This is a genomic window from Aquimarina spinulae (genome assembly GCF_943373825.1).
Lineage (GTDB): Bacteria > Bacteroidota > Bacteroidia > Flavobacteriales > Flavobacteriaceae > Aquimarina > Aquimarina spinulae.
Genome location: NZ_CALSBP010000003.1, coordinates 591,277 through 608,989 on the forward strand (window position 1 = coordinate 591,277; position 17,713 = coordinate 608,989).

Genomic DNA, 17,713 nt, shown 5'->3' on the forward strand with positions numbered 1-17,713 from the left:
GTTATAGCCTACTATAGCAGCTACCCTAAAATCAACTATACATTACGGTTGTATTGTTATATAACTAAAAATAATTATAATTAAAATAATAACATACAATGAAACTGGTTTTAAAAAAATATGTTTATGTGATCGTTGGATTTTTATTATCCACAATTGGGTATTTATATTGCATCATAGGAAATATAAATTTAGCAGAACAAATAGATATATACTTTAATTTTATTAAATCATCAAAAATCGATGAATTGATATTTCTATGGTTTAAGTTCTTTACTTTATTTATTATGCTGAATATCATAGTGATTTTAGAAAAAAAGCGAAACATTGAAAAGAGAAAAATATATCACTCAATGTTATATGCAAGTAATCATATTATACGAAATTTCTTATATCAGTCTCACATATTAAAAATGGAAGCCGAAGAAAATATCACATTTAATAAGAGCACTATAAATATGTTTGAGGAAAGTAAAGATGAAGCAATGCTATTACTCAAAAAGTTATCTTCGATAACTAAGATTGATGATACGAATATTTACAACTCGATAAAAGAAGAAGTTGAAAACAAAAACGGTACAGTACAATCTTAGGTATACAAAAAATACCACAAAACCTTTATTCTCAGATAAACTAAGAATAAAGGTTTTGTGATAGTATAACGAAATCTTATATTGTCTGATAGACTAACTAATAAAGTTTCATTAGAATTTTTAAAATTTATCTGCTGCTAAAGCAGCAATTTCACTATCGGTTAACGTTCTATTATAAAACAATATGTCATCCATACTACCTTCAAGTGTATTAGTAAAACCCTCATCTTGCGATCCTATGGCAATAATTTCCTGACTTAAAGTATTAATAGTAGCTACACTATTAGATGAGCCTATTTCTTTACTTTCTCCATTAACATATATTTTAATTGTTGATCCATTTTGTATAGTTAGTACTAGATGAACCCATTCATTAATAGGGGTGACATTGACACCTGTATTAGTAACTACAGCAGGAAAAGTCCCAGGGGAAGCTAATGATTCCTGATAATATGCTCTTAAACTATTTTCGCTAGACCCTGCTCCTGCCACATACCAATTATATGCAGGAAAACTTCCATTTGATTTATCTATTAGTAAACCAAAAGAAGCTCTATCTCTTTTCACCCACATTGAAATTGTAAATGATAAATTTGAACCCGGAAGTATATTAGGAATTGTAAAATAACCTTGTAGAAAATCATTTACCCTAAATTGATATGCTCCATTAGTTATTCCGTGTCTATCTGTAACACTAGTTAATGTTCCTTTCTCAGTACCATGATTTCCATTGGTTGTTGCATCCTGTAAATTACCATCTAATTTGTATTCTGCTATCAAACCGGTTTGATCTACTTTTAGATCATTTAAGTTTATGGTAATAGTAGATTGACTTGTAGACTGGCCTACAGAAGCTGTATAGGTTGCTGTTACTGTTGTATTTCTTTCATAATCAAACAGATTTGCATCTGTAACAGTTAACACTCCAGTAGAAGCATCTATAGCTAATGCTCCAGATGGCGTCTGACTAGATAACGCGTAGGCAATAGCACCATCTGTGGTTGTAGCCGATACGGTTCCCAGATTTTGATTAGCTGTCGGGTTTTCATCTATAGTCATTATAAAATCTTGAGTAGTGACCACTTGTTCTACTCCAAAATTAGTACTACTAACCCCTATTTGACCATTAACTTCTACCGAAATCTTACCAGTAGTAGCTCCCGCTGGAACATTAACGGTTAATGATGTAGCGGTAGCAGCACTTATCGTAGCGATAGTTTCATTAAATTTCACTTCATTATCCGCTGCCGTAGTACTAAAATTTGTACCTGTAATAATTACTTCTGTATCTTTTGCACCTACCTCTGGAGAGAATGAGCTTATAGTTGGTGGAAAGATTACAGTAAAATCCGTAGCACTCATTACTTCCTGTCCATCAACTTTTATTACTATTTTCCCTGTAGTAGCTCCCGCCGGAACAGTTACTGTTAATGAATTTGATGTAGCCGCACTTACAGTAGCTGCTATACCATTAAATTTCACTTCATTATCCGCTGCCGTAGTGCTAAAATTTGTACCGGTTATAACTACTTCTGTACCTATTATGCCTTCTTTTGGAGAAAATGAAGTGGCTGTTGGCGGTAACACTACAGTAAAATCAGTAGCAGTTGTCACCTCTAGTTCTCCAACTTTCACTGCGATTTTTCCTGTAGTAGCTCCTTGAGGAACCGTTACACTTAGAGAAGTTGCTGTAGCTTTACTCACAGTAGCAGCCACACCATTAAAATTCACCTTATTATTTGTTGCTATAGTACTAAAACCACTTCCAGTTATAGTAACTTCCTCTCCCACTTTTGCCAGAGCTGGAGTAAAACTACTAATCTTTGGCGGGAGGATTACATCATCATCATCACTTTTGCAAGATAATACGCATATGATTGAAAACAAGGTGATCATTGCTAGCCATACTTTGTTTTGTCTTTTTTTCATTTTAGGTTTTCTTATAATTTATATATTCCGAATTATACAATGAATTTGAGGTGACGAAATTAGATATATACAAGCGTAGTAAATTGACTATTTGTCATTCGTTGAACTTTAGAAGATATTCGACGCTACTTATTTGATATTTGAAATTAACACACTTATTTTCATATAAAGGAAGATTGCCTAAATAAATAGATGTTGGTATAGCTCAATATATACTTGAGCAAATCATAATATAATATTTCAAGAATTTTATCCCTTATCAGGAAGATTGTGTGAACGACTCTACTACTCTTTTCAGAATTATAAAATAGAGTCAAAATGATTGATATATCTATTATGAGAGGAGCATCCTATTGGGCCATCACCGTATAGGAAATAACAAAATCATTATCCATACAAATCTCATCTGATTTTTTGCATAAGCTGTTTGAAATCACCCCAATGTGGTATAAAACTATCGGTTTACAAGCATAAAAGTGCAATAAAACACCTATAAATGTTACATTTTAAATATTAGCAATTACTTAATTTCGACATCAAAACAATATATAAATCTTAATCGTATTCCTCACAAATAACAAAGCATATGTAAAAAAAATACTATCTCTTAAAACCAAACTCAACACATGTCAAGTTCTCAGGAAATCATTTATTCTGATACAGCCGGAGTCTCGAGGATTCAACCTTCGGTGATTAGTGCAATAAATAACTACTATTGTACCCACGCTACTGAAGGGAAAGTCGGTATAAAAAATAGTACTCAGAATACCATACCGTCTTTAAAAAATGAGATTTCTACATTAATCAACTGCTCATCAGAAGAAATAGCAATTACCAAAAACACCACTGAAGGTATAAATATCATTGCGCAAGGATATCCCTGGCAACCAGGAGATAGAATTCTTATTCCTGATAATGAGTATCCAGCTAATGTATATCCCTGGTTATTTCTTAAAAACAAAGGAGTTATAATTGATTATATCCCAACAAAAAATGGAGTAATAGCTCTAGAAGATATAAATCAATTAATACACTCTAATACCAAAATATTAGCTCTAAGTCATGTAGGGTACTTATCTGGTTACACAGCCCCGTTAAATAAGCTAGGTGAACTATGTAAGCAAAATGACATTCACTTTTTTGTTGATGCAGCGCAAAGTGCAGGTGTACTCCCAATAGATGTAAAAAAATCCAATATAACTGCCCTGTCCACATGTGGATGGAAATGGATCATGGCACCTGTAGGTGTGGGTTTTTTATACTGCTCAAAAGCACTTTTAAAAAACATAACACCAGTATATGTAGGAGCCGATGCATTAGATGAAGTAAATATTTATTCCCCAAAATATCCTTTTACTTTTTTTCAAGATTCACGAAAATTTGAATACAGTTCTTCTACACTTAGCGTCGCTATAGGACTTAATAAAGCTCTTGAAATTATTAACACCATCTCTGTTAAGAAAATAGAAAAACAGACTACTGCGCATATCAAATACCTGGATGAGGCATTAAAAAACATTGGTTTTAATTCATATCTAAAACATAAAGAAGAGCCAATAACAAGATCAGGGATTTTATCTGTAAAACACAAAAAAATAACCTCAGAGGAGTTACATCAAAAATTGCTCAGTCATAATATTCATACAGCATTATGGCATGGGTATATCCGTTTTTCCCCATCATATCTTAATTCTAAAGAAGAGTCTTCAGAAATAGTACACTGCTTAACCAAGTATCTCTGATTGTTTTCAAAATTGCATTAACAAATTATCTAAGACAAAAACTAACTCGTAAAAACAAACTCATGAAAAAACCAATTATTTATGACGATCACACAGATCCATCAAAAACAGAACTTCACTACTACTTAGACACAAGGCTAGGAAAAAAAACTTGCAAAGCTTTATGCGAATTTTGTTGGTTAAAAAGAGATCATCTAAGTGAACATGTTGAAGAGCCAGAAATCGCTATCAAAAGAATTAGAGGTTTAGCTGCTAAAGGGTATACCGTTTTACCCATGGTATCAGATACATTTGCCGAAAACGGAAAATACCTAAAAACAGAATTATTTTATCAAAATGACGAATGGTATTTTGAAAATGCTGCCTGGTCTAGTGGTAGACCTCTACTACAAGATAATTATGAAGAACTTCTTTTATTATGTGTAAAAAATAAAATTGATACCATAATTATGACTAGCCACGGAACCGAAGATAAAGCCAAAGACTTTAAAGGATTAACTCAGCCTTCTGTAGTTATAAAAGCAATAGAGAATATACGCCGGTTTGAAGAAAAATTTGGATATCCATTCAAGATCATCCTCACCTTTACTTTAAATAAAGAAAACATGTCTGTAAAAACCCTGACATCGTATTTTGAGCATTGTGAAAACCTGGGGGTAGATATTATACGAGTAAATCGATTCGCAGATGTACAAGATCAATATCCAGAATTACGAATGACTAAAGAGGATACTATCGAAGCTTATAAGATTATGAAAAAAGTGTATGATGAACACGAAGGCCCTCTTCAATTAAGTGTAAGTGAAGATTTTGGTAATTGGGGAGTAGAAATAATGAATTTCCCTGAAGGTGTAGGAAGTTGTGTAGCTGGTGAGCAATTATTTGGTGTTGTATACCCTAATGTGTATGTATGTCCTGTAAATCTAACTCTAAAAGTAGGAGAAATTGATGATGACTATAACATTATTTGGGATCAGGATGTAATAGATTCACTAATGGATGCAAAAAAACATCCTGATTTTGGAGGATGTATTGGTGTCGCCTATCCGCATTTTAAGGAGATCAGAGATTATTTTAGTGACTTAGTAAAACATGGTGTGTAATGATAGTAAAAAAAGTAATCGATCTAAGATCTGATACCGTAACTAAACCAACCTTAGCTATGCGGCAAGCAATTGCTAATGCAGAGGTTGGTGATGATATGTATAGAGAAGATCCTACTGTAAACGAATTAGAAGAAACAGTAGCAAACCTTTTAGGCAAAGATAAAGCACTATATCTTCCTACAGGGAGTATGGCGAATCAGATTGCAATCAAAGCTCAAACCCAACCTGGCGATGATATTTTAGTTGGACAAAACGCTCATAACTGGATGTTTGAGTCTGGCGCTGCAGGGTTTATATCTTCTATACAGCTAACTGTTCTTCCTGGAGATGGAAGATTTACTGCAGAAGCAGTAAAAGCACATTATAAACCAGATAATGTACACTTTGCTCCTACTACTTTGGTATCTATAGAAAATACGCATAATGTTAGCGGAGGAGTAACCTGGGATAGAAAAGAAATGAATAAGGTGCTAAAAATGGCCGATGACCTAAATCTATCCAAACATCTGGATGGTGCCAGAATCTGGAATGCCGCAATCTATCATAACCTCCCTTTAAAAGAATTAACAAAAGGATTTGATACCGTATCTGTATGTTTATCCAAAGGCCTTGGGGCTCCAGTGGGTTCTTTGTTAGCCGGCAATTCTGAAACAATGAAAAAAGCGTATCGATTACGTAGAATCTTAGGTGGCTCTATGCGGCAAGCAGGAATTATTGCTGCAGGAGGGCTTTATGCGATTAGAAATCACTTCGAAAGACTAAAAGATGATCACCATAATGCAAAAATATTAGCAAATGGATTTAATGAAATTGATGGAATATCAGTAAATATTGAAAAAACCCATACCAACATGGTTATTCTGGATGTAATTCACGATACTATTAATGCACACCAATTAGAAAGTGAAGCCAGAAAAGAAGGTTTGCTATTTCTTTGTACATCAGATAAACGAATACGATTAGTAACTCATCTGGATGTTACCAAAGAAGATTGTGAAAAAGCGGTCGAAATAGTATCCAAAATATGTACCAATACTATAGCTACCATTTAACCCAAATATTTTATTTTATTCACAAATAAGTTATTATTAGAGATTAAAATTCTTCAAAATAAGAAAAGAGGTGTTTTAAAAATCAAACACCTCTTTTTATTAATATAATGTCTTGTAACACACCATTTATCGATACCTGTCATTCAACCCAATACAACCCTACTTCTTTATCACTCTCAATAATATGAGGTTTATTTAAGCTTTCTAGTTTAGACTCCAACTTGTCTATGAGGTTATCTATTGTACTCAAAAACCTTGTGTTTTCTTATATATTGTTATCTTTTGTAGTGATACGTAACAGTTACATCCAAGTGATGTCCATCTGCGCAAACTAACTAAAAAATTTGTTGTAATGAAAAGTCTTCAGTTGTTGATTTAAAAAAAATAATATACTAAAGTGTCATATTTTGAAAACTATGGTAACTAAAATAGTAGAGACAAGCTTTAACAATGAGAAAAGAACGTGAAACTATATTTCTTAATGCCTTAGAAGAGAATCAGGAGAAACTATTTAGAATTTGTTCGATTTATTCCAAAGATGATGAAGATACGAAAGACCTTTTTCAAGAGGTTTTGATTCATGTTTGGAAATCGATGAACGCCTTTAAAGGTAATTCATCTATTGGTACTTGGATGTTTAGAGTTGCCTTAAATGTTTGCCTTCGTTTCAAGTCTAAACATACTAAGAATCAAAATCGAATGATAAGGTTAGATAGTATTACTGTTTCCAACTTTAGGTCAGAAGTAAATAATGAAGACGGAAATGAAAAACTAAAAGCTCTAAGAAAGTGTGTTAAAAAATTGAATGAAGGTGATAAAGCTATAGTTGCTCTGTACTTGGAAGGGCTAGTCTATAGGGAAATTTCAAATATTCTGGGATTGTCTGAAAACCATGTAGCAGTAAAAATCAAACGAATTAAATCAAAATTGTTGAACTGTATAAATGAATTATTATGATAGAAGATGAATTGGTTAAAATCTGGCAATCGTCCAGTAATCAGGAACGTATAAAATTCGAGAAATCGAAATTGATGATAGAATTACAATCAAGTTTAGGCCGGTTGTATAGATGGTGGAAATATCTAGAACTTGTAGAGGTAATTTCTGCAACTATTTGTATTCTGTCATTTGGTTTTATCGCTTATTGGGCTCCGTTCACTACCACCAAAATTGCTTCTGTCCTATTAATTATCTTTTCGATTAATATATTACTTCAGGTGCTTGGCATAAAAAAAATTAAACCAAATGATTTGGAAGAAAACTACCTTGAATATCTCAAAAAAACTATGAAATATCTTAACGCCCAAAAGAAATTGCTTGAAACTTCCGTTTATTGGGTAGTTTTACCTATTTATCCAATATTGCTGCTCTTTTTTATTGGCTTTTGGCACATACCTGCAAAACGATATGTAATAGTCATTACTTTTTTGGTTGCAATTGGATTGGGGGTTTACGGATATTTTCTAAATAAAAAAAGAGTAAAAAATGAAATTAATCCAAGATTAGAAAGGGTTGATAAATTAATAGAAACCTTAAGAAATTAATAGTAGCAAGAATTTTTTGAGTTATTGAAGATAACGCTAAATATATGAATCGGAACAAGGTAAGTATGCTTAAAGTAATTGATTTATCAGCGCATTTTTATTTCTTTTTAAACTTATAAAAATTTAGTGCCTCTGCAAAAAGGAATTTAACCTTTCGATTTGACATTAAACTTTGCTCTGATTTCATATATCATGTTAACTACAGTCTTTTTTTACTCCTTTAATAATGCTCTCATATTGATTTTTTAACTTCATATCATTTTTTATGAACACGGATTTTTTTGAAGACTCTCTTGCTTTTTCACAATCTAATACTCCGTTTGTATAGATGTAAGTCAAATAAAGATTAGCATAAGCTCTCCAATATTCAGATTCGCATTTAAGTAACATATTTCTTAAAGTTTTCTCTGCACTATCGAAGTGGTTTGCTAAGATAAATACTCTTGATTTATTAATGTGACTTGGCCAATAATTTAAATCTTGTTTTATACTGTCATCGAAATAGCTAATGGCTTCTTGATATTTTTTTTCAGTTAATGCAATTGTTCCAAGTTCATCTATTACGATTGAGTTCTTTTCTATTTCTAGAGATTTATTCAAATAAATTTTTGCAGAATCCAAGTTTCTTTGTTCAAATAATTTAGTGCCCTTATGATAGAACTCAGTAGCTTTTTCGTTTTTAATCTTCTGGTTTATGTGTTTTGAATGATCGTGGTTTTCTAGAAAATTATCTTGCTTGTCGGATTTGCAGTATACTAAAATTATAAAAGAGAATAATAATATATTTTTCATCAGTGTTTCAATTTAGATAAAGCAGGATAATTTGATTTTCCTCTCAAATTATACCTTAAAAAGTGTAAACGGTGTGCCTTTAACGTACCTAATTGGTGGTAACGTTTAATATATGTGTCGTAGCAGAGCAAAATGTTACCCCGCCTTTCGATTTTTCTGCGCATTGGTTGCTAACTTTTACTTTTGCAAGCATTGCGCCTGCATAAAAATATAATAACCTTTCGATTCAATAATTAGCTGCTATAACGGCTCGGCTATGACCTCGTTGCGGACATTTCCAGCGGAAATTGTCCGTATGAAATGCAGCCGTGTTAATGGTTAATAGGTTTAAAGTTAGTAAGAAAGTTGCAATGAATTATACCCCTTGTTGGCACCAGTTATTTACAGGTCATACGTTGTAACAAAACTTTGATGTTCACCCTCAGTACCATAGAAATAAATCCCAACAGTAATTTCTGAAGATTTTGGAATTTTCGATTCGTCATTCATGTATAGTTCAAAACTTTCCATGAAACATTGAGTTACAATTCCATTAAGTGTCTCGTTTTGCAGTCCTTTTATGCTGGTAACTTTTTTGACTTTTAATTTTTTACTTACCCTAATTTTAAAAAGTCCAAAAGCCCCTTCTTCTAGTTCAAATCCCTTTCCATTGTCAAGACAATCGTTCAGAAAGGTGTAATCCAATCGAAAGTCGTTTTTAATGTTTAGTTCCTTCTCTTTTATGTAGCGAAGTACGTTAAGTTTTCTATAATTGCTTAATTCGATTTTTTTAGTGAGTCCTGGGTATTTCTCCTCGTTCACTTTTCTGTCCAGTTGAATTGCCCCAGAACATGAACCAAAGACTAGTTCTTTTTCGTTATCCTCATAAGCAAAAATCAACCAGTTCGACCCCTCAGGAGTATAGAATGCACAGGATGAATTCAAGATACTTTTGATTTTCAATTTAGATACTTTTGAGCCTTTGAAAATCTCGTCGATTTTTATTTCAAGATTGTGATAGTGATTTCCATCAGGAGTAATTTTTTGAATTTCAGCTGTAGCGACAAAATCTGCTTTTTCATATCCGTCAATAAGTCGGATGATTGCACAATCACACGCAAAAGAATTAGTAAAAAACAGAATAAAAAATATTAGAATTAGAGTTTTCATAATTGGCACCTAACGGTCTTGTGTATGATTTGTTGCGTGTTTAAACATCTAATTTAGCAAATAAAAACCGAATAGAAAATCCTCACGGATTTTCGTTAGTAGGTTAGAACTAGCAATAAATTATACACGTTGTTGTATGCAGTTATTAATATGGTTTTATATCTTCTATTTCAAATTCAACAGGATTATTATCTTTTACGACAACAATTACTCTCAAGTCATCTGAATCCTCTTTGTAATTGTTTTTCGTTTTATAGATGAATTGAACTATGTAAATAGATTTTTTTGAGTCATCTTCATCTTTTCTTAAGAATTTGCAGGATAATTCTGTTCCAGCTGCTTTTTCGTTTTTATCTCTAGCTTTAAGCATAGATGTTAATTTTTCATCTGTGAACAGAAATTCAATGATTTTTAGATTTAAAATTGACGTTGGTTTTCTCATTTTTATAAATTTTAGTTGAATAACAGCTCTTTATTACGAATTATCGAAATGATAAATTTGTACTTCACTGACTTGATAACTCTCAAAATTATTTAGCCAACACAACAAGTCGGTAAATATTTCAAATTTTGCTTCGTTGTATATTCCTATAACTGCGTTAAATTCATTGAATAGTGTATTATCTTTTTTGATTAAACGTTCTAAGTGACTTCCATCTCTTAAAGTCTCATTTTTATAAAAAATACCTTTTTCGTCCACTACTATATTCAAGTAATCACGAGCAGTAGTATGGTTTTTTAATTCCCATTTTGCGGTTTCTCTACTAAGGAAAGTTACTTGTAGTTTTTCAGAGCAGTTATTCTTCTTCGTATTTTGAGAAAATAATTGAAAGTTGATTGCTAAGAACAATAGAAGTAGTATAATTTTTTTCATCAGTTTGGTTTTTGAAAATTTTGATTTAAAATTAACTCTAAGTTCTGTTCAATCAAATACCTAATATTGGGTATTCTGACGGCAAAATGGTCTACAACGGTCTTGTATATGAAAAGTAGCGGATTTTACACACTAATTTTTCAGATTATAACTGACCTTATTTTATTATTTATCTTTTGTCTAAACACTAAGATTGCTATTTTTTATATACGTTGTTGTACACTATTATTATATAGATTTATTTGCAAAAATCAAATTAATTACATCATCGATGATTAGTTTTATTTAACCAAAAAAGTCAATTCCAGCAATATTTGGTTCGTTTTTTAATTTTTTATATATAAATGCAGCACAAGCAATATCTTGAATAGCTGTTCCTGTTGAGTCATAAACAAATATTTCTTTATCATTAGTGCGTCCTTTTATTTTGCCTGTAATTAACTCCCCTAATTCACCATAAATATCTTTAGGAAGTATCAAATTGCTTTTAATGGCATGCTGAGACTCACCCACCTTTATAATTTGGTTCTTAATATCGCCAATAATTTTTGAGTTTTGTATAATTTTTGGATCCAACTCATTTTTTCCAGGGCTATCAGCTCCAATAGCTCCAATAAAAGTTCCTGGTTGTATCCATTCATGATTAACGAATGGCTTAGTAGATGGAGTACAGGTAATTATAATATTAGAATTTTTACATGTGTTTTCTAAACTACTTGTATTTACAGGAATGAATAGTTCATCTTTTATTTTTTTAGCAAACTCAATCAGTTTTTGCTGATTCCTACCTGAAATTTTTATGGATTTTACATCACATACACATAGCAAGGCTTCTATTTGTGCTTCGGCTTGATTACCATAGCCAATAATTCCTAAATGAATAGGATCTTTAGGTTGCAAGTATCTTGCGGCAACTGCCGTAGCTGCAGCTGTTCTCATTTTAGAAATTAACGAAGATTCAAAAATAGCCAACGGATAAGCATTTTCGGCGTCTGATAAATATATAATTCCTAAAATATTAGGCAGGTTATATCTATTCTGATTATTAAAAAATCCACCATTTGCTTTAAGCCCATAATATGATTTTTCTCCTATTATGCCTCCAGATTTTATATGATATTCTCCATTTGGGGCATCTGCATGTATAAGGTTGGTTTCAATTATATTTCCTTCAGCATGTAATTGATGAGCATAAGATACTGCCTGAATATAATCGTTCATATCTAATTGCTTTTCAAATGAAGAGCGGTTAAATAGTAGTGTTTTTTTCATGATAAGCTATAGTCTTGTGATTACTTTATTATTAATATCTAGATACGATTTCATTAAATTTGCTGTCATACAAGAATGAATAGGTAGAATTAACAAGCAATCTCCAATTTTGTAATTGTTTATTTCAGATTTTGGAACCGAAATGATACCATGTTCCTGAGACAGACTGTTTACATACATTCCGAGAATGATATTTCCCCAACCCATTTCGGTTTTCTCAACAACTCTTCCAAAAATAGTCCCTTCTTTATCTTCTAATCGATCTTTAGAAAAATGAACACCACCACCATAAACCACAATTTCAGAACGGTCTTCATGAATAGCAACAATAGGACAAGTCATAGCAACAGCGATTTGTGAAATACTATTGGAACCAATTTTATGTTGGGTTAAATCATAAAAAACAAAATTACCTGGGCGTATTTCATTAACACCTGTAAAGTCTTCAGCAACACTACAACTAGGCGTGTCTCCTAACGAAACAATTAAGTTTGGATATTGAGATTTATACTGAACTTTTAAACTTGTCATAATTTCTAAACTAATATGATGTATTTCCTTAATGGCTTCTTGTGTTCTACATTTGTATGTATGCCCAGCGTGACCTAAAAAACCTACAAAAGTTAAATAATGATTAGCATTAATAACTTTAAGAATAGTATCCATTAAGTTTTTATCTTTTGGATTAATACCTGTACGGTGATATCCTACATCTATTTTTAGAAAGACGTTTACATTTGAAATTAAGTGTTCTGATAGGAAAGAAATACTCTCAACATTTTCAACTACCAGGTTTATAATGATTTTTGAAGCTAAATCATTAATAGATTGAATTTCTAGAATATTAACAGGAAAGGCGATAGTAATATTTTTCCAATCTTCTGAAAAGTATTTTGCCATATCAACTGATGAAACCGTAATCTTATTTACCCCCAGCTCTTTATACCATGAACCAATTTCTAATGATTGATGAGATTTAAAATGCGGTCTGAAGTCTAAATTATGATATTTTGCCTTGTTAAACATTCGATTGATGTTTTCTCTGCATTTCTGCTGGTCTATTATAAGCGTTGGTTTAGTAATCATGTCGATATTCTTTAAGTTATCTATCGTGTTAAATATATCTTCACATGAAGATACTTTTACAAATATACAATATATCTTCATGTGAAGATATATTTTCGTATTTTCACCTCAAAATCAACACTTTAAAAATGAAGAATAGCGACTTAATTGATTTATTGCAATCCGAATGGAAGAATGAACGACCAGAACTAAATACATCTGGAATGCAAATAGTTGGACGTATCTTAATGCTGGGTAAAATTCTAGAAAGAAGAGCAGGTGTGGCTGTAGTAGGTTTTAATATTCACTATACCGATTTAGATGTGATGGCTACCATTAGACGTTCTGGCAATCCCTATGAATTAACACCTTCACAACTAATGAAGTCGGTTCTTATTAGTTCAGGTGCTATGACAGCCTTAATAAACAGGCTAACCAAATTAGAATTAGTTTACCGCTCTTCTAATTCAAAAGACGGTAGAATGAAATTAGTAGGCTTGACTGAAAAGGGATTAAAAATAATAGATGAAGCTATTGAATGGAGAATGATAGAGGCTAGCGAATCTATAAAAACTTTGAGTGAATCAGAAAAGAAAGAGCTTTCTGAATTATTAAAGAAACTATTAATTTCTTTAGATTCGTAACATCTTGATAATGGTGTGCAACGTCTCGACTATGGTTAGTATGGGATTAAAAGTAACTAAACTTTCGATTAAGCACTTAGCCAAAACTTTTTGTTTTGTTTTATATTTTTCTCTAAAGCCCACCGAAGGACTACAACTATCAAAATTAAAATAAAAACCACAATTGTAAATCAAAAGATTTGGCGGACTTGGTTAAAAACACTAAAATTTTGGGTAAGCACCAAAACCCGTATTAACTATAGCCATTGTTACCAACTGGCTTTTTCACTTGAGCTTGGTTTCATATTCGCCTAAAATGTTATAAATTTTATCTAAGGTCGGTCGAACTTCTTCATCAAAATCTGTGTCGGTGTTTATTAAAACTATTTTACCGATCAAGCTTTCAGGATTAAAATACATATACGCCATAACACCTGGGTCATAACCATTATAACCAATTCCCCTTTTCGAATAATCCATAAAAATACCTGTGTTTGCGTCAACTCCTTCTGGAAGCTGACTTTTAATCAATTGCTTTTTAAAAATCTCATTATAACTTTCTTTTGATAATAAACTTCCGTTTCCTGAATAGCCCTTTATTAACTCAGACAAATATTTTCCCAAATCGGTGCTTGATGTAATTAGTCCACTTGCAGGAAACCCCACCGTTGTATAATCCGCCATAATTTGTTCGTTAGTTGCATATAATGTCGAACGGTTCTTTGATTCGATATATTTAGCAGTCCAGCTTGATGAGTTCATTTGTAAAGGTTCAAGAATGTATTTTGTAGTAAATGTTTGATAAGGAATTCCAGTTGCCGATTCAATTACAAGTGCGCATAGGTTTGACCCAACATTTGAATAATCAAATTTTGCAGACGGTTTGTTTACGGAATAACTTTTGCCATTGTTCAGGGCGCCTTTTTCGGTCAATAAACTTTTTAAAAAATCGGCAAGTGATATTTTGGTTTTAGGCTCATTGAAATAATCTGGTATTCCTGTGCCTTTTTTATGGTCTTTATTAATAAGTATGTAATCGCTTTCCCAAAAACTATCTGAATCGGTTATTGAGGACGTGTGGATGGCCAATTGTCTTATTGTAATAAGTGTCTCTGGAAAGTTTGGGTTTGATACTTTAAATGGAAGATATTTATTTATGGGTTCATCAAGATTAAGTTTGCCCATTTCTTGGGCTTTAAACAATGAAAGCCCAATCAAGGTCTTTGAAATTGAGGCAATGGGTTGAACAGTTTGGATCGAATATGGTTTTTGGGTTGTGGAGTCTGCCAAACCAAATCCTTCATTATAGAGAATCCCAGTAGAATTCACCATTGCGACAGAAAATCCAACTATTTTTCCTTTCTCATTGATTTTGCTAATATGAGCAGTCAATGTATCTTTAATTTCCGAATAGTCCTTTGTGTTCTTTTTCTTAGAGTTGTTTTTTTGTCCGCAAGCAACTACCAAAATGAAAATTGAGAGGACTAGGATTATTTTATTCATTAAACTTTGTTTTTTTAGCTTGTTGGTAACGTATCGGCTATGGTTAGTACGGGAATTAAAAGTAGTGAACTTTCGATTAAGCACTTAGCCAAAACTTTTTATTTTTTGTTTTTAACTTATCAATCTTAAAAGCCAAATTAAAAAATTTGGCGGTTTTTAAAAATAAGCACGAACCTTTCGGTTTAACCTTTATTAACTATGTTTTATACACCGTGTTACAGCCAGTATTTATTTTAATTCATTGTTATCGTTTAATTTCTAATTCAAGAGTAAAGCAACATTCCATAAATCAAAATCACCACTATAATATTGAAGTGAATTACCACAGTGAACAATTATAGTTTCTTTATGCGGGATAATATAAATATTCTGTCCAAGATTTCCGTTTGCATAAAAATGGAAAGTACCGTCTTTATTTGCATGACCCCACCATTGATAATTATAATAAATTCTTTTGTCGCTTCTTCCAAACCATCTTGGATAAACATCTCGAGGAATTGATTTGTTTTCTAGAGTAGACTCCTGGACCCAATCTTTTGATATAATTTGATTACCATACCAATTTCCTTCATTGAGCATAAGCTGACCAAAACGTGCATAATCAATCGCCCGAGCAATCAAACGACTTGGCATATATTCAAAATTAGATTCTTCGCTATCTATAGAAAAGAGTGCATCATACTCCATTATTTTTGACCACAATTTCTGCTCTAGATAATTAGATACAGTTAAATTAGTAGCTCTTTCAAGAATCAATCCCAGATAGCTTGTATTGTAATTAGAATATTGAAAGTCTTTTCCTGATTCAGATGAAATTTCTACATTTTCAAGTAGCAGCTTTCGAACATTAGGGTGGTAATATCCAACTGCTTCATCATGCCAAGGAGAATGAATATTAGTGGATGGTATGAGGCTTGTATTGTATTCAAGCCCTGAACGCATTTCAAGTAAATCTTTGATGGATATTTTTTTAAAGCGTTGATCACGCTCCAAAAGTTCAGGAACATAATTTGTTATTGGCTCTTCTATACTTTTGATTAGACCATCATCAATAGCAGCACCAATTAAAAACGATATAAACGACTTTGCCATAGATTGAGAATGAAAATAGGAATCCCTACTAAAACCATTAAAGTATTTCTCATAAATGATTGTATCTTTTTTTATAACAATTAGTGCAGTAGTTTGAGACTCAATAGCCCACTCTTCAAAGCTATTAAATCCAGTTTTAGTTACCAGCTCCCCAAATAGTGACTCAACATATTTCTCTTTAGGATTAGAAACGAATGTATTGGTATTTTTTGCTCCCTGAATCTCATGATTTTTAAAGTTCTTATAATCATGAACATCCGCTACATTCATTGTTATAAGTCGATAAACATAGGTAGGTGTATATTGAATAGAAAGAAGTACTAAGAGGAATAGAACAAATGAAAGTATTGTAAGAAATATAATTTTTAGTTTTTTTCTCATTTAATGTTTTTGACTATTTGTAAAGTGTTTCGATTATTGGCTGTAACGTGTTTGTGTATGGTTAGTTGCGTGGTTAAGCAACTAATTTAGTAAACAAATACTTGCCAGAGAAATTAATTATACACGTTGTTAGCATTAGTTATTTGTTTTTGATAAGCAATGGGTATACTTCTCCAGAGTCGTGTTCATCAATTAAGAACATAAAATTATTCATATAATTTAGGGATTCAAATTCATTATTTGAATTAAGTTTTGATAGAACATCGTGAATTGCAATCATTCCCTCGAATTTATGTAACTCAATCAGTTCATTAGAACCCTCAATATCTTCTATATCATCAACTTCAGAATAATTATCAGTGTATTTTTCTGGCAGATTAGAATGGTCCAAAGCCTCAAGACTATCAAAGAAGTTTAATTTTATTCCAGGGCAAGAGTAAAACTCTGTTGTGAAATCATAGTCAAATCCCATATCAAACTTGTCCGTTTGTGCTTGATAATCTTTCCATTCCCCAATTCCGTATGCGGTTGCTTCTACATTTTTCTGAAAGAAATAATCATATTCAAAAAGAATTGCAAATAACTGCTCTTCTTTTTTAATCCCTTGGTTAGGGTTTGTCCACCATTCCTTTAAATTTTCAAGAATTTCATTTTCTAAATTCTGTTTGTAGTTTTCAAAATCGAATTCACTTAAATTCTTAAAAATGTTTTTCAGATAACTATCTAGGTTTGAAATAGAATTAAGAATAGACAAACAAGACTCTTTTCTTTTTGTCAGATTCTTTCTTATTAATTCATTGGTCATAGTTTTGGGTTAATTAATGCTAACGGTTAGTATAAGAATAGTAGCGGATTTTACACACTAACTTTTCGGTTAAACTCAGACTTTTTTTAGATTTACTTACTTTCAATTTAACGATTAAACCGCTATTATTTTTATACATTGTTACCAAACGTGAGTATAATTATTATCCGATTTATTTGTTTCATGATTTA

At 31.9% G+C, this 17,713-nt stretch carries 17 protein-coding genes; 7 read left to right on the top strand and 10 right to left on the bottom strand.

The window, feature by feature from the left end:
* Window positions 1–413: 413 nt before the first annotated feature.
* Window positions 414–593 carry a hypothetical protein gene (locus tag NNH57_RS25350; protein WP_132065946.1) on the top strand — a complete coding sequence of 60 codons (180 nt, stop codon included), beginning with the start codon at window positions 414–416 and terminating at the stop codon, window positions 591–593.
* Window positions 594–713: 120 nt separating this feature from the next.
* On the opposite strand, the gene NNH57_RS25355 is transcribed toward NNH57_RS25350, so the two are convergent.
* Complete coding sequence (locus NNH57_RS25355) at window positions 714–2,522, bottom strand: IPT/TIG domain-containing protein (protein ID WP_108807461.1); 1,809 nt, start codon at window positions 2,520–2,522, stop codon at window positions 714–716.
* Window positions 2,523–3,148: 626 nt separating this feature from the next.
* Here NNH57_RS25355 and NNH57_RS25360 point away from each other — a divergent pair.
* From NNH57_RS25360 to NNH57_RS25380, 5 genes are all read left to right on the top strand, one after another.
* Complete coding sequence (locus tag NNH57_RS25360; protein WP_108807460.1) at window positions 3,149–4,264, top strand: aminotransferase class V-fold PLP-dependent enzyme; 1,116 nt, start codon at window positions 3,149–3,151, stop codon at window positions 4,262–4,264.
* Window positions 4,265–4,326: 62 nt separating this feature from the next.
* Entirely contained in the window at window positions 4,327–5,367 is a 1,041-nt protein-coding gene (locus NNH57_RS25365) for a radical SAM protein (RefSeq protein ID WP_074406005.1), read from the top strand.
* A complete protein-coding gene (gene ltaE / locus NNH57_RS25370; protein ID WP_074406004.1) occupies window positions 5,367–6,422 on the top strand; it encodes a low-specificity L-threonine aldolase in 1,056 nt (351 codons plus the stop codon). The genes NNH57_RS25365 and ltaE overlap by 1 nt, the downstream gene beginning before the upstream one ends.
* A 450-nt stretch (window positions 6,423–6,872) precedes the next feature.
* Window positions 6,873–7,379 (top strand): RNA polymerase sigma factor, encoded by a 507-nt coding sequence (locus NNH57_RS25375; protein ID WP_108807459.1) that lies wholly within the window; start codon window positions 6,873–6,875, stop codon window positions 7,377–7,379.
* Complete coding sequence (locus NNH57_RS25380) at window positions 7,376–7,966, top strand: hypothetical protein (RefSeq protein ID WP_108807458.1); 591 nt, start codon at window positions 7,376–7,378, stop codon at window positions 7,964–7,966. Before NNH57_RS25375 ends, NNH57_RS25380 begins: the two co-directional genes overlap by 4 nt.
* 195 nt (window positions 7,967–8,161) lie before the next feature.
* Here NNH57_RS25380 and NNH57_RS25385 read toward each other — a convergent pair whose 3' ends face one another.
* The 6 genes from NNH57_RS25385 to NNH57_RS25410 all read right to left on the bottom strand — a co-directional run bounded on the left by NNH57_RS25385 (window position 8,162) and on the right by NNH57_RS25410 (window position 13,220).
* Window positions 8,162–8,758 carry a tetratricopeptide repeat protein gene (locus tag NNH57_RS25385; RefSeq protein ID WP_074406001.1) on the bottom strand — a complete coding sequence of 199 codons (597 nt, stop codon included), beginning with the start codon at window positions 8,756–8,758 and terminating at the stop codon, window positions 8,162–8,164.
* 381 nt (window positions 8,759–9,139) lie between these two features.
* A complete protein-coding gene (locus NNH57_RS25390; protein WP_132065948.1) occupies window positions 9,140–9,907 on the bottom strand; it encodes a hypothetical protein in 768 nt (255 codons plus the stop codon).
* Window positions 9,908–10,052: 145 nt separating this feature from the next.
* Entirely contained in the window at window positions 10,053–10,349 is a 297-nt protein-coding gene (locus NNH57_RS25395) for a hypothetical protein (RefSeq protein ID WP_074405999.1), read from the bottom strand.
* A 33-nt stretch (window positions 10,350–10,382) separates the two neighbouring features.
* On the bottom strand, window positions 10,383–10,781 hold the full coding sequence (locus tag NNH57_RS25400) for a hypothetical protein (RefSeq protein ID WP_074405998.1): 399 nt from the start codon (window positions 10,779–10,781) through the stop codon (window positions 10,383–10,385).
* A 285-nt stretch (window positions 10,782–11,066) separates the two neighbouring features.
* Window positions 11,067–12,053, bottom strand: coding sequence for an ornithine cyclodeaminase family protein (locus NNH57_RS25405; protein WP_108807456.1), 987 nt, complete (start codon window positions 12,051–12,053; stop codon window positions 11,067–11,069).
* A 6-nt stretch (window positions 12,054–12,059) separates the two neighbouring features.
* A complete protein-coding gene (locus NNH57_RS25410) occupies window positions 12,060–13,220 on the bottom strand; it encodes an alanine racemase (protein ID WP_082994726.1) in 1,161 nt (386 codons plus the stop codon).
* A gap of 47 nt (window positions 13,221–13,267) precedes the next feature.
* Here NNH57_RS25410 and NNH57_RS25415 point away from each other — a divergent pair, with 47 nt between their 5' ends.
* Window positions 13,268–13,762, top strand: a complete 495-nt coding sequence (locus tag NNH57_RS25415) for a MarR family winged helix-turn-helix transcriptional regulator (RefSeq protein ID WP_159099168.1) — start codon at window positions 13,268–13,270, stop codon at window positions 13,760–13,762.
* Window positions 13,763–14,026: 264 nt separating this feature from the next.
* Here NNH57_RS25415 and NNH57_RS25420 read toward each other — a convergent pair whose 3' ends face one another.
* The 3 genes from NNH57_RS25420 to NNH57_RS25430 form a co-directional block, all read right to left on the bottom strand.
* The gene (locus tag NNH57_RS25420) at window positions 14,027–15,244 is read right to left on the bottom strand and encodes a serine hydrolase domain-containing protein (RefSeq protein ID WP_108807454.1); all 1,218 of its coding nucleotides are present in this window, start codon (window positions 15,242–15,244) and stop codon (window positions 14,027–14,029) included.
* Window positions 15,245–15,502: 258 nt separating this feature from the next.
* A complete protein-coding gene (locus NNH57_RS25425; protein WP_159099167.1) occupies window positions 15,503–16,606 on the bottom strand; it encodes a serine hydrolase domain-containing protein in 1,104 nt (367 codons plus the stop codon).
* A 250-nt stretch (window positions 16,607–16,856) separates the two neighbouring features.
* Window positions 16,857–17,522 (bottom strand): hypothetical protein, encoded by a 666-nt coding sequence (locus NNH57_RS25430; protein ID WP_074405994.1) that lies wholly within the window; start codon window positions 17,520–17,522, stop codon window positions 16,857–16,859.
* Window positions 17,523–17,713: the final 191 nt, after the last annotated feature.

What these genes read in the sequence shown, in the direction of transcription:
- NNH57_RS25415 (WP_159099168.1), top strand. Translation starts at nt 13,268, where the DNA reads ATGAAGAATAGCGACTTAATTGATTTATTGCAATCCGAATGGAAGAAT.
- NNH57_RS25405 (WP_108807456.1), bottom strand. Translation starts at nt 12,053, where the DNA reads ATGAAAAAAACACTACTATTTAACCGCTCTTCATTTGAAAAGCAATTA.
- NNH57_RS25395 (WP_074405999.1), bottom strand. Translation starts at nt 10,349, where the DNA reads ATGAGAAAACCAACGTCAATTTTAAATCTAAAAATCATTGAATTTCTG.
- NNH57_RS25420 (WP_108807454.1), bottom strand. Translation starts at nt 15,244, where the DNA reads ATGAATAAAATAATCCTAGTCCTCTCAATTTTCATTTTGGTAGTTGCT.
- NNH57_RS25380 (WP_108807458.1), top strand. Translation starts at nt 7,376, where the DNA reads ATGATAGAAGATGAATTGGTTAAAATCTGGCAATCGTCCAGTAATCAG.
- NNH57_RS25430 (WP_074405994.1), bottom strand. Translation starts at nt 17,522, where the DNA reads ATGACCAATGAATTAATAAGAAAGAATCTGACAAAAAGAAAAGAGTCT.
- NNH57_RS25375 (WP_108807459.1), top strand. Translation starts at nt 6,873, where the DNA reads ATGAGAAAAGAACGTGAAACTATATTTCTTAATGCCTTAGAAGAGAAT.
- NNH57_RS25425 (WP_159099167.1), bottom strand. Translation starts at nt 16,606, where the DNA reads ATGAATGTAGCGGATGTTCATGATTATAAGAACTTTAAAAATCATGAG.
- NNH57_RS25400 (WP_074405998.1), bottom strand. Translation starts at nt 10,781, where the DNA reads ATGAAAAAAATTATACTACTTCTATTGTTCTTAGCAATCAACTTTCAA.
- NNH57_RS25385 (WP_074406001.1), bottom strand. Translation starts at nt 8,758, where the DNA reads ATGAAAAATATATTATTATTCTCTTTTATAATTTTAGTATACTGCAAA.
- ltaE (WP_074406004.1), top strand. Translation starts at nt 5,367, where the DNA reads ATGATAGTAAAAAAAGTAATCGATCTAAGATCTGATACCGTAACTAAA.
- NNH57_RS25350 (WP_132065946.1), top strand. Translation starts at nt 414, where the DNA reads ATGGAAGCCGAAGAAAATATCACATTTAATAAGAGCACTATAAATATG.
- NNH57_RS25355 (WP_108807461.1), bottom strand. Translation starts at nt 2,522, where the DNA reads ATGAAAAAAAGACAAAACAAAGTATGGCTAGCAATGATCACCTTGTTT.
- NNH57_RS25365 (WP_074406005.1), top strand. Translation starts at nt 4,327, where the DNA reads ATGAAAAAACCAATTATTTATGACGATCACACAGATCCATCAAAAACA.
- NNH57_RS25360 (WP_108807460.1), top strand. Translation starts at nt 3,149, where the DNA reads ATGTCAAGTTCTCAGGAAATCATTTATTCTGATACAGCCGGAGTCTCG.
- NNH57_RS25410 (WP_082994726.1), bottom strand. Translation starts at nt 13,220, where the DNA reads ATGAAGATATATTGTATATTTGTAAAAGTATCTTCATGTGAAGATATA.
- NNH57_RS25390 (WP_132065948.1), bottom strand. Translation starts at nt 9,907, where the DNA reads ATGAAAACTCTAATTCTAATATTTTTTATTCTGTTTTTTACTAATTCT.